This window comes from Bradyrhizobium sp. Arg816, assembly GCF_029989365.1.
Classification (GTDB): domain Bacteria; phylum Pseudomonadota; class Alphaproteobacteria; order Rhizobiales; family Xanthobacteraceae; genus Bradyrhizobium.
This window is the reverse complement of sequence record NZ_JAPRAQ010000001.1, coordinates 1,010,080-1,022,340: the sequence shown is the minus strand read 5'-3', so window position 1 is coordinate 1,022,340 and position 12,261 is coordinate 1,010,080. Positions and strand designations below refer to the sequence as shown.

General features: G+C 64.4%; 7 protein-coding genes. 4 read left to right on the top strand and 3 right to left on the bottom strand.

Features of this window, described 5'->3' with window-relative positions:
• Positions 1-162: 162 nt before the first annotated feature.
• The gene (locus OWC48_RS04700; protein WP_282518888.1) at positions 163-1,335 is read left to right on the top strand and encodes a M20 aminoacylase family protein; all 1,173 of its coding nucleotides are present in this window, start codon (positions 163-165) and stop codon (positions 1,333-1,335) included.
• A gap of 71 nt (positions 1,336-1,406) precedes the next feature.
• Here OWC48_RS04700 and OWC48_RS04695 read toward each other — a convergent pair whose 3' ends face one another.
• From OWC48_RS04695 to OWC48_RS04685, 3 genes are all read right to left on the bottom strand, one after another.
• Positions 1,407-3,035, bottom strand: coding sequence for an inorganic phosphate transporter (locus OWC48_RS04695; RefSeq protein WP_282518887.1), 1,629 nt, complete (start codon positions 3,033-3,035; stop codon positions 1,407-1,409).
• Between the two features lie 107 nt (positions 3,036-3,142).
• The gene (locus OWC48_RS04690) at positions 3,143-4,585 is read right to left on the bottom strand and encodes a UdgX family uracil-DNA binding protein (protein ID WP_282518886.1); all 1,443 of its coding nucleotides are present in this window, start codon (positions 4,583-4,585) and stop codon (positions 3,143-3,145) included.
• Positions 4,585-5,820 carry a putative DNA modification/repair radical SAM protein gene (locus tag OWC48_RS04685; RefSeq protein ID WP_282518885.1) on the bottom strand — a complete coding sequence of 412 codons (1,236 nt, stop codon included), beginning with the start codon at positions 5,818-5,820 and terminating at the stop codon, positions 4,585-4,587. Before OWC48_RS04685 ends, OWC48_RS04690 begins: the two co-directional genes overlap by 1 nt.
• Positions 5,821-5,983: 163 nt before the next feature.
• Between OWC48_RS04685 and OWC48_RS04680 the strand changes: the two genes are divergently transcribed.
• Genes OWC48_RS04680 through OWC48_RS04670 form a run of 3 tightly spaced genes read left to right on the top strand, consistent with a single transcriptional unit; the run spans position 5,984 to position 11,731 of the window.
• On the top strand, positions 5,984-6,784 hold the full coding sequence (locus OWC48_RS04680; protein WP_282518884.1) for an ImuA family protein: 801 nt from the start codon (positions 5,984-5,986) through the stop codon (positions 6,782-6,784).
• Positions 6,687-8,273, top strand: coding sequence for a DNA polymerase Y family protein (locus OWC48_RS04675; RefSeq protein ID WP_282518883.1), 1,587 nt, complete (start codon positions 6,687-6,689; stop codon positions 8,271-8,273). The genes OWC48_RS04680 and OWC48_RS04675 overlap by 98 nt, the downstream gene beginning before the upstream one ends.
• On the top strand, positions 8,270-11,731 hold the full coding sequence (locus tag OWC48_RS04670) for an error-prone DNA polymerase (protein WP_282518882.1): 3,462 nt from the start codon (positions 8,270-8,272) through the stop codon (positions 11,729-11,731). Before OWC48_RS04675 ends, OWC48_RS04670 begins: the two co-directional genes overlap by 4 nt.
• Positions 11,732-12,261 lie beyond the last annotated feature (530 nt).

Genomic DNA, 12,261 nt, shown 5'->3' with positions numbered 1-12,261 from the left:
ACGCGCTTTCCGTCCTAATAGTCAGACGTGGATGGCCAAGACAAGCCGGTGACAGGCCCGGCCATGACGAGAGCACAGGGGACCCTCGATCCGCGGGAGTTAGGTGGACTGGTGCTTGCATGGTAGACAGTCCTGTATTCCCAACAAAGCTTGAGACCCTCCATGCCCATCGTGAACCGCGTCGCCGACCTCCAACCCGATATTCAGGCCTGGCGCCGGGACATCCACCAGCACCCGGAGCTGCTGTACGACGTTCACCGCACCGCAGCATTCGTGGCGGACCGACTGCGCGAGTTCGGCTGCGACGAGGTCGTGACCGGCCTCGGGCAGACCGGCGTGGTTGGCGTGATCAAGGGCAGCAAGCCGGCCGGCGATGGGCTCAAGGTGATCGGCATGCGTGCCGATATGGACGCGCTGCCCGTCGACGAGCAGACCAACCTGCCTTACGCCTCCAAGATTCCGGGCAAGATGCACGCCTGTGGCCATGACGGCCACACCGCGATGCTGCTCGGTGCGGCCCGCTATCTCGCCGAGACCCGCAACTTCGCCGGCGATGCTGTCGTGATCTTCCAGCCGGCCGAGGAGGGCGGCGCCGGCGGCGCGGCCATGGTCAAGGACGGCCTGATGGAGCGCTTCGGCATCGAGCAGGTCTACGGCATGCACAACGGCCCGGGCATTCCGATCGGCTCGTTCGCGATCCGGCCGGGCCCGATAATGGCGGCGACCGACGAGGTCGACATCATGATCGAGGGCCTCGGCGGCCACGCCGCGCGACCGCACAAATGCATCGATTCCGTGCTGGTCGGCGCGCAGGTGATCACCGCGCTGCAGTCGATCGTCGCCCGCAGCGTCGATCCGCTGGAATCGGCCGTGATCTCGATCTGCGAATTCCACGCCGGCAATGCCCGCAACGTCATTCCGCAGACCGCGACGCTGAGGGGCACCATCCGCACGTTGTCGCCGGAGGTGCGCAAGCTGGTCGAGAAGCGCGTGCACGAAGTGGTGGCGGGCGTGGCGCAGATCACCGGTGCCAGGATCGACCTGCACTACAAGCGCAACTACCCTGTCGTGAACAACCACGCCGCGGAGACCGAGGTGGCGCGGCGCATCGCCAGGAACGTTGCCGGCGAGGCCAATGTGCACGAGATGCCGCCGCTGATGGGTGGCGAGGATTTCGCCTACATGCTGGAAGCGCGGCCCGGCGCGTTCATCTTCTGCGGCAACGGCGACAGCGCCGGCCTGCATCACCCCGCCTACAATTTCAACGACGAGGCGATCGTGTTCGGCACGTCCTATTGGGTCAAGCTGGTCGAGGAGTCGCTCGCGGCGTCTTAACGCCGAACCGAAGCACAAACGAAGAGGGCCCGTGCATCGCACGGGCCCTTTGTCTTTGCGGAATGATCGGCTCAGAAAATCCGCGAGAAGATCACATACAGCGTGGCCGACAGCGCGATCGCGCAGGGCAGCGTCAGCACCCAGGCCATCAGCAGGTTGCGGATGGTCGCCATCTGCAGGCCCGAGCCGTTCGCGGCCATGGTGCCGGCGACGCCGGACGACAGCACGTGGGTGGTCGAGACCGGCAGGCCGAACACGTCGGCGGCGCCGATCGTGGCGGCGGCGACCAGCTCGGCGGAGGCGCCCTGTGCGTAGGTGAGATGGGTCTTGCCGATCTTCTCACCGACGGTGACGACGATGCGCTTCCAGCCGACCATGGTGCCGAGGCCGAGCGCGATGGCGACGGCGACCTTCACCCAGGTCGGGATGAACTTCGTGGCGCTATCGAGGCCGCCCTTGTAGGCGTTCAAGGTCGCGACCTCTTCCTTGTTGAGGTCGTTTTCCTTGTCCTTCATCAGGAAGCGGATCGCTTCCGAGGTCAGGTACATGTCGTTACGGGTGTTGCCGACCACTTCCGCCGGCACCTTGTTGAGCGAGCCGTACTTCGCGACCTGGTCGCCGACATCCTTCACCAGCACCGACAGCGAGGGGTAGGTGCCTTCGCTGATGTGGTGCGAGGTGATGTACTGTGTCACCGCAGGACGGGGATCGCCGATGATCGAGTGACCGGCGCCCTTGGCCGCGATCACCTTGGAGGCGGCCTCCGAGACCTTCTGGAACTGGGCGACCTGGCTCTCCGGCAGCGCGCGGTTGAGCGCGTAAGCCGTCGGCACGGTGCCGATCAGGATCAGCATGATCAGGCCCATGCCCTTCTGGCCGTCGTTCGAGCCGTGGGCGAAGCTGACGCCGGTGCAGGTCGCGATCAGCAGGCCGCGGATCCACAGCGGCGGCGCCTTGTTGCCTTCGGGCGCGGCGTACAGGGCGGGGTTGCGCACGATGAACTTGAGCAGCAGCAGCAGCACGGCGGCACAGATGAAGCCGAACAGCGGCGACAGCAGGAGCGCGTAGCCGATCTCGGTGGCCTTGCTCCAGTCGACGCCCGAGGTGCCGTCGCGGCCGCGCATCATTGCGTTGGCAATGCCGACGCCGATGATCGAGCCGATCAGCGTGTGCGAGGAGGAGGCGGGCAGGCCGAAATACCAGGTACCGAGGTTCCAGATGATCGCGGCGATCAGCAGTGCGAACACCATGGCGAAGCCGGCGCTCGAGCCGACCTGGAGGATCAGCTCGACCGGCAGCAGCGAGACGATGCCGAAGGCGACTGCGCCGGAGGACAGCAGCACGCCGAGGAAGTTGAAGAAGCCCGACCACATCACCGCGACTTCGGCCGGCAGCGAGTGGGTGTAGATCACGGTCGCCACCGCGTTGGCGGTGTCGTGGAAGCCGTTGACGAACTCGAAGCCGAGCGCGATCAGCAGCGCGACGAACAGGAGGATGTAGGGCAGGAAGGTCGTCACCTTCGTGCCGGTCGCGTTGACGTCGACATAGATGCTGTAGGCAACGAACAGCAGGCCTGCGGCAAGGATGCCGAAGAACAGGATCATCGTTAGCGGGTTAAAACCCTTGTCGAGATTTGGCCTGGAAGCCGGCTGGACAGGCGTCGGATCGCCTACCGCACGGTCGAATGCAATATCTGTCATTTTTGGACGCCCCTTAACTAATTTGAAGGGCTATTGTCCGCGATGGATTTGAAGGCTGGATGACAACTGCGTCGTAAAGTCGCTTTCCCTCCAGTATTTGCCAGTATTTAGGCGGCGCGCGGGGCTTTCTTCTGCAAGCCGGCGGCAATCTTCAGGTCATCGACAAAGCGCTGATATTCCAGCACCTTGGCTTCCGGATCGGGCAGTCGCAGCAGATAGGACGGGTGCACCGTCACCAGCGCCTTGCGTCCGTCGGGCAGGTCTATGAGCCGGCCGCGGGTCTTGCCGATCGGGGTGATCTTGCCGAACACGCTTTGCGCGGCGGTGGCGCCCATCGCCACGATGAGCTCGGGCTGGATTGCCGAAACTTCCCGCTCGTACCATTGCCGGCACGCCCGGATCTCCGGCGTCGCCGGCTTCTGGTGCAGGCGGATCTTTCCGCGCGGCACGAATTTGAAGTGCTTGACCGCGTTGGTGACATAGACCTTGTTGCGGTCGACGCCGGCTTCCGCCAGCGCACGGTCGAGCATCTGGCCGGCCGGGCCGACGAACGGATGGCCGGCCAGGTCTTCCTTGTCGCCGGGCTGCTCGCCGACCAGCATGATGGTCGCGTCTTTCGGGCCCTCGCCGAACACGGTCTGCGTGGCATCCTTGTAGAGCGGGCAGGCGCGGCAATGTGCGGCCTCCTCGCGGAGCGCTTCGAGATCGTCGGCAGCCAGCTTGCGTGGCATCGGAGCCTCCGGCCGCTTCTGGGGCTTGTGCGGATCGGTTGCGGCATTGGCGATCATGGCGCCGGTCATGCGCTCGGCGTCTTCGATCAAGGGCTTAATGATCGACGCCTCGGGCAGGTTCCTCCAGTATTTCTTCGGCATCTCCGTCTGCATTGCCTTCACCTTCAGCCGCGCCGGGTTGAAGATGCTGGCGTAGTAGCGCCGCCAGGTTTCCTCCAGCCGGTCTTCGCCGGGTGCTTCGCTCTTGCTCACGCCCGACGTGAACGAGAGCGCGTGGCCATCCCAATGCGCACACAGATCGGGTGTCAGGATCGACCAGGGCATGTCGGCGAAGCGCTTGGCGAAGAACGGCGCGGCAAGCTCGACGATGTGATGCTCCGGCTCGAACCAGGCGACGTAATGCGCCGCGCGCTCGCGTCCGATCTCGCGGAAGCGCACGAAGGCATGCATCTTGTGCTCGTCGCGATGGACTGCTCTTGCCATGGCGGTGATCTGCGCGACATCGGGATCGGTCGCGACCTCGATGAGATCGTGATTGTCCTTCAAGCGCCAGAGCAGGCGATAGAGGATCGCAAAGCGCTCGCCGTCGCGATGCAGGATCGCGGCCTTGGCGAGCTCGACGAATTTTGCGGACACATTGAAGGTGCCGTCGTTCACCTCAAATATCGGAGACGGCGCGGGTGGCGCGAACAACTCCGCTTCGCCGCCTTGTACGGTCCAGGTGACATCGCTTGGCTGCACATGATGCAGCACGAGCGACCGTGCGGCTTTGCGCCAGCCGTCGAAATCGGTTTCGGTGTCGAGGGTGATGTACTGCATCAGAAGCCAAACCCCAGTTGTGTTGCCTTCGGCTTGAACCGTTCGATCAGCCCGGCGGCATCGAGACGATGCGGGGCGGGCCGGTGATCGCTGAGGACGATGAATGGCAGCGCCTTGTTGCGGGGCACGTGCAGCCGCGCGAGATCGGAGAGGCGGATCGTGGTGGTGCGCCGCGTCGCGATGATGCGTTCGACCGCCTTGGTGCCGAAGCCGGGCACGCGCAGCAGTTCCTCGCGGCTGGCGCGGTTGACGTCGAGCGGGAAGCGGTCGCGATGGCGCAGCGCCCAGGCGAGTTTTGGATCGATGTCGAGCGGCAGCATCGCGCTGTCGTCGACGATCTCGCCGACGTCAAAACCGTAAAAGCGCATCAGCCAGTCGGCTTGGTAGAGCCGGTGCTCGCGCAGCAAGGGCGGTGCACGCAGGGGCAGGGCGCGGCTCGCATCGGGGATCGGGCTGAAGGCGGAGTAGTAGACGCGCCGCAGCCTGTATGAGCCGTAGAGATTGGCGCTGGTGTGCAGGATGGTGTGATCGGAGGCCGCGTCGGCGCCGACGATCATCTGCGTGCTTTGCCCGGCCGGTGCGAAGCGCTGCGGCCTGGCCTTCGTCTTCGCGTTGCGGCCTTCCTCGGCCTCGTCGAGCTTCAGCCGCAGCCGGCCCATGGTGCGGCGGATCGCACGGACGTCTTTCTCCGGCGCGAATTGCTGCAGGCTCGTCTCCTCAGGCATTTCGATGTTGATGGAGAGACGGTCGGCATATTTGCCGGCTTCCGCGATCAGCGCGTCGTCGGCCTCGGGAATGGTCTTGAGATGGATGTAGCCGCGGAAGTGATGCTCCTCGCGCAGTTTGCGCGCGACGCTGACCACCTGCTCCATGGTGTAGTCGGGGCTGCGGATGATGCCGGAGGAGAGAAACAGGCCCTCGATGTAATTGCGCCGGTAGAAGTCGAGCGTGAGCTTGACCACTTCGTCGATGGTGAAGCGGGCCCGCGGCACGTTGGAAGAGGCGCGGTTGACGCAATAAAGGCAGTCGTAGTTGCAGGCGTTGGTCAGGAGCACTTTGAGCAGCGAGATACAGCGTCCGTCCGGCGCGTAGGAATGGCAGATGCCCATGCCCGGCGCGGTCGAGCCCATGCCCTTGCCATCGCTGGAATCCCGCTTCTCGGTGCCGCTGGAGGCGCACGACGCATCGTATTTGGCGGCATCGGCCAGAATCTCCAGCTTGCGTTGTACGTCCATCGTGGGATCCCTTTGATTCAGCTTACGAATCCGGATGAGCACCAATTCGATTGACTCCCCGGCCGCTGTTAGCTTTATATTAGAACATATCATGAACAAATGAGCCAGCCGCAGGTTCTTATTTTTGAGACCCTCGGCAATCACCTCTGAAGGAGCGGCGTATATGAGCGGCGCACGGATGAACGCGCTTGCGACCTTGCGCGGCCAGATCGAGCGCATCGAGACGGCGGAGGTCGTGCATCAGCACGATCGCGTCGCGCTCGGCCACGGCGAGGTCGACAGCGCGCTGAAGGGCGGGCTCGCGCGCGCGGTGATCCACGAGGTGTTTTGCGAAGGCCGGCAGGGAACCGCCGCGACGGGTTTTGTCATGGGGCTTGCGGGGCGTGTCTCGCGGCGCCGGCCGCTGCTGTGGGTGCGGCAGGATTTTTCGGAAATTGAAACCGGCGCACTGTCGATGAGCGGGCTTGCCGAGATCGGTCTCGATCCGCGCCGCGTGGTGATGGTGCGCGCCGCCGATGTCGAGAGCGCGCTGCGGACCTCGGCCGATGCGCTGGCCTGCGACGCGCTTGGCGCCGTCGTGCTCGAGCTCTGGGGTGAGACGCGGCAATTCGATCTCGTGGCGAGCCGCAAGCTGACACTGGCCGCGCAAGGCTCCGGTGTCACCGGCTTGCTGCTGCGGATGGCGGCGCAGCCTTTGCCCTCGACCGCGGAGACACGATGGATGCTGCGCGCGGCGCATTCGCCGCCGGGCCCTGCTTCAATGCCTGCGGCGCCTTTGAGCTCCTGGGGTGCGCCGCGCTTCGATGCCGAGCTCTTGCGCAATCGTCATGGCCCGTGCGGCCGGTGGATCATGGAATGGAAATGTGATGAGTGCCAGTTCAGTGAACCGTCGGCGTATCCTCAGCCTGTGGCTGCCGCGCCTGCCCATCGATCGGATTCAGCGGTTTTTCGGCGCGCTGGGTAAGGCCAATGATCCGAGCATCGTTGTCATCAAGGACAACAATGCGCTGGTGATCCATGCGCTCAATGAAGCCGCCGAGCGCCTCGGCTTGCACATCGGCCAGCCCCTGGCCAATGCACGGGCGATGTGTCCGGACTTGAAAGTGTTCGACGCCGATGTCGTGGCCGATGCGAAGACGCTCAGCGACGTCGCCGACTGGTGCGACCGCTTCACGCCGCTGGTGGCGCTCGATCCGCCGCACGGGCTGTTTCTGGACATCACCGGTTGCGCGCATCTGTTCGGTGGCGAGGCCGCGCTGTTGCAGACGCTGGTCCGCGCGCTCGCCCGTCAGGGTTTTGCCGTCAGCGCGGCGATCGCGGGCACCTCGGTCTGCGCGCGCACGCTGACGCGGCAGGCTTCCGGAACCATCGTCGCCGATGGCGGGGAGGCGGCGGCGATCAGCCGGCTGCCGGTGTCCGCGCTCGGTGCGGGCGAGGCCATCACCACGGGTCTGCGCCGCGCCGGCCTGAAAACCATCGGCGATGTCGCCTCGCGCGAGCCGCATGAGATCACGGCGCGGTTTGGCGCCCGGTTCTCCACGCTGCTCGCGCATGCGCAGGGGCATGGCGATGCCCCGATCAATCCGCGCAAACCGCTGCCGGATTACATCGTGGAGAAGCGCTTTGCCGAACCGATCGCCACCGACACCATGATCGCGATGACGCTGTCGCGGCTGGCCGACACGCTGATCGCGTCCATGGAGAAACAGGGCAAGGGCGCGCGGCGCCTGGAAGCCGCCTTCTTTCGCACCGACGGCGTGGTGCGTGCGATCATGGTCGAGACCGGGCGGCCGGTCACGCAAAGCAAAGTCATCGACCGTCTCTTTCGCGAACGTCTCGATGCGCTCGCCGATCCGCTGGATCCCGGCTTCGGCTTCGACATGGTGCGGCTGTCGGCAAGCCGCACGGAGGTCGTGGTGCAGGAGCAGCGCGATCTCGACGCCCATGTCCACGACAATGACGAGCTCGCCGCGCTGATCGACCGCATCGCCGCGCGCATCGGCGGAAAGCGCGTCGTCGTGCATTTGCCTGAGGATACCCATATCCCCGAATGTGCGGTGCTGGCCGCGCCGGCGCAGCACCATCTCGCCGTGGCCATGCAGGCCGTATGGCCGGCGCGCGCCGAGAGCGAGCCGCCGCTGCGCCCCCTGCGGCTGTTCGACAGACCGGAGCCGATCAAGGTGCCGTTCGCGACCGTGCCCGACGGCCCGCCGCATCAATTCACCTGGCGACGCGCGCTGCATGCGGTGGTGCGGGTGGAAGGGCCCGAGCGCATCGCGATGGAATGGTGGCGGCAGGACGGCAAGCAATTGACGCGGGATTATTTCCGCATCGAGGATGCCGAAGGCCTGCGCTTCTGGATCTTTCGCGACGGTCTTTACGAAGGAGAGGTGTTCGACGACGAAGGCAAACCCATTCCCCCCAACTGGTATGTCCACGGTCTCTTCGCATGAACACGCCTGCTTATGCCGAGATCGGCATCACCACCAACTTCTCCTTCCTGCGCGGCGGCTCGGATCCGCGCGCCTATGTGCATCAGGCGAGCATCCTCGGCATTCCCGTGATCGGCATTGCCGACCACAACACGCTCGCCGGCGTGGTGCGCGCCTACAAGGAGCTCGACAATGACAAGGTGCTGCACAAGCCGAAATTGCTGATCGGCGCGCGCATCGTCTTCATCGACGGCACGCCCGACATTTTTGTCTATCCGCGCGACCGCGCCGCCTATGGCCGGCTGTGCCAGCTCCTCACCAGGGGCAAGCGCGGCGACGACATCACGCGGATCGAGAAGGGCGAATGCCATCTCACTTTTGCCGACCTTCTCGAGTTTTCCGAGGGACAGCTCCTGGTCCTGACGCTGCCGCATCGCTTCGAGCCCGCGCAGGCGCTGGATGTTCTCGCAAAGCTTAAGGACAGCCGCGCCGAGGGCGTGTGGCTGGCGGCGAGCCTGGTCTACCGCGGCGACGACCGCCGCCGCCTGGCGCGGCTCGATGATCTCGCCGCCAAAGCAAACGTGCCGCTGCTCGCGACCAACGAGGTGCTCTATCACGATCCCGGCCGCCGCCCCCTCCAGGACGTGCTCACCTGCATCCGGGAAAAAACCACGATCGAGGCGGTCGGACGGAAGCTGGAAGCCAATGCCGAGCGCTTCCTGAAGACGCCGCGCGAAATGTCGCGGCTGTTTCGCGACTTTCCCGAGGCGATCGCGGAGACCATGCGCTTTGCGGGTAAGATCGATTTCACGCTCGACCAGCTCAAATACCAGTATCCGGACGAGCCGGTGCCGCGAGGCAAGACCGCGCAGGGGCATCTGGAGGATCTGACCTGGGCGGGCGTGCAGACATATTTCGGCGGCAACATCGATGACAAGCTTCGCGCGACCCTGAAGAAAGAGCTCGCGCTGATCGCCGAGCTGAAATACGCGCACTACTTCCTCACCGTGCACGACATCGTGCACTACGCGCGCAGCCAGAACATCCTGTGCCAGGGGCGGGGGTCGGCGGCGAACTCGGCCGTCTGCTACGTGCTCGGCATCACCTCGGTCGACCCGACCAAGGTCGATCTGCTGTTCGAGCGCTTCATCTCCAAGGAGCGGCTGGAGCCGCCTGACATCGACGTCGATTTCGAGCATTCGCGGCGCGAGGAGGTGATGCAATATGTCTATCGCCGCTACGGCCGCCACCGCGCCGCGATCATCGCCACCGTCATCCATTACCGCCCGCGCAGCGCCATTCGCGACGTCGGCAAGGCGCTGGGCCTGACCGAGGACGTCACCGCCGCGCTCGCCGACACCGTGTGGGGAAGCTGGGGCAAGGGTCTCAACGACATGCAGGTCAGGCAGGCCGGGCTCGATCCCAACAATCCCATGATCAACCTCGCGGTCGAGCTGGCGACCGAGCTGATCGAATTCCCGCGCCATCTCTCCCAGCATGTCGGCGGCTATGTGCTCACCCAGGACCGGCTCGACACCTATGTGCCGATCGGCAACGCCGCGATGGACGACCGCACCTTCATCGAATGGGACAAGGACGACGTCGACGCGCTCAACATGATGAAGGTCGACGTGCTCGCGCTGGGCATGCTGACCTGCATCAGGAAATGTTTTGATTTGATCGACCACCACAAGGGCAAGCGCTGGGTGTTGGCGAGCGTTCCGCAGGACGATCCCAAGGTCTACGACATGCTGTGTGACGGGGAGTCGCTAGGCGTATTCCAGGTCGAAAGCCGCGCCCAGATGAATATGCTGCCGCGCCTGAGGCCGCGGACCTTCTACGATCTCGTCATCGAAGTCGCGATCGTGCGCCCCGGGCCGATCCAGGGCGACATGGTGCACCCATATCTGCGACGGCGAAACCGTCTGGAAAAAGTGAGCTATCCGTCTCCGTCGCCGGATCACGGCGACAAGGACGAGCTTTACAATGTGCTGCACAAAACGTTGGGCGTGCCTTTGTTCCAGGAGCAAGCCATGCGCATCGCGATCGAGGCGGCGAAATTCACCTCCGAGGAGGCTAACGGCCTGCGCCGCTCGATGGCGACCTTCCGCAATGTCGGCACCATCGGCCAATACGAGGAGAAGCTGATCGGCAACATGGTCGCGCGCGGCTACGATGCCAACTTCGCCAGAAGCTGCTTTGACCAGATCAAGGGCTTTGGTTCCTACGGTTTTCCGGAGAGCCATGCCGCGAGCTTCGCGCAGCTCGTCTACATCTCGTCATGGCTGAAATATCATCACCCCGATGCATTCTGTTGCGGCCTGCTGAACTCGCAGCCCATGGGCTTTTACGCACCGGCGCAGATCGTCGGCGACGCCCGCAAGAATGGCGTCGAGGTGCGCGACATCGACGTATCCTACAGCTTTGCGCAAAACACGCTGGAGAACACCGACGGCAAATACTGCGCCGTGCGCCTCGGCTTCCGCCAGATCGACGGCTTTCACTGGCTGGATGAAGACGAAGAACGGCTGAAAAGGGATCAGGCGCTGCGCAAGCGAAGCGTGGATGAACCTGAGTCAGGAACGCGCCAGCGGATGGGTTCCCTCCCCCGCAAGGGGGGAGAGAGCCCTGCCACCATCTCTGTGGCTTTGGACCAGATTGAACTCGACTGGGCCGACCGCATCGTTGCCGCCCGCAACCGCCATCCGTTCACCTCGCTCGAAGACTTCGCCCGCGACACCGGGCTGCCCAAGCGTGCGCTGATCCTGCTCGCGGATGCCGACGCCTTCCGCTCGCTCGGCCTCGACCGCCGCGAGGCGCTGTGGCAGGTGCGGCGGCTGCCCGACGACGTGCCGCTGCCGCTGTTCGAAGCCGCGACCGCGCGCGAGCAGCCGGACGAGCATGCAAAACCATTGCCGGAGATGCCGCGGGCCGAGCAGGTGGTCGCGGACTACCAGACCATCCGGCTATCGCTGAAGGGCCATCCGATGGAGTTTTTGCGCGAGATGTTTTCGCGCGAGCGTGTCGTGGCCTGCAGGGACATCAGCCATGAGAACGAGCGGCGCCGCGTCCGCTGTGCCGGCGTGGTGCTGGTCCGGCAGCGGCCAGGTAGCGCCAGCGGCGTCGTGTTCATGACGCTGGAGGACGAGACCGGCATCGCCAATGTCGTGGTGTGGCCCAAGATCATGGAGCAGTACCGCAAGGAGGTAATGGGCGCACGCCTCATCGAGGTCGAGGGCTATATCCAGAGCAGCCCCGAAAAGGTGACGCATCTCATCGCCCAGCGCATGGTCGACCGCTCGCACGATCTGGTCGGTCTCGCCAACGACGCGCTGAGCCGCAAGCATCCGGTGCCGGCAGGCGCCGACCTGATCGAGCCCCTCAACGACGATCCCCGCGCCCACGCGGACATGCCGGCGCAAAAAATCCGCCACCCCCGCAACGTCCGCATCCTGCCGCCGTCGCGGGATTTTCATTGAGGGGTCATGACAACCGCTTGGATCGGCTAATCCCGCCCAACGATCGATACGATTTGAATTAAGTCTCTAAGCAACCTGAAAGCGAGATACCTATACACTTGGTTGTGCCCGATTTGGACATGACGGGGTGATGTTTGCAGCAACTGGAACCGCCGCAACGATCGCGCGGCCTCGCCGTCGCCGTAAAGCCGGATCGAAGACCCTCCCGTGTTGATAGGCTGAGTCTCTGGTTATCCAAGGGCAGCACGATCGACGGGCTTTGGATCGGGACGACCGAAAGCAAGCCTTACCCGGCGTTGCGCCGCGTGAAAGAGGCCCTCCAGCTCATCAAGCGCCACGACACACTCAACTATTCCCGTATCACCCGCAATCTCGACCGCATATGGGTGCACCTGCTCCCCAGCGCCCAGGCGCACTATGACGGGTCATTGAACGCTTGCGCCCTCGATGAACGTTACGTTCTCAACGAGACAACGACGCTTGAGCGGATCGCCTCAACCATCGTCCATGAAGCGACCCATGCACGGTTG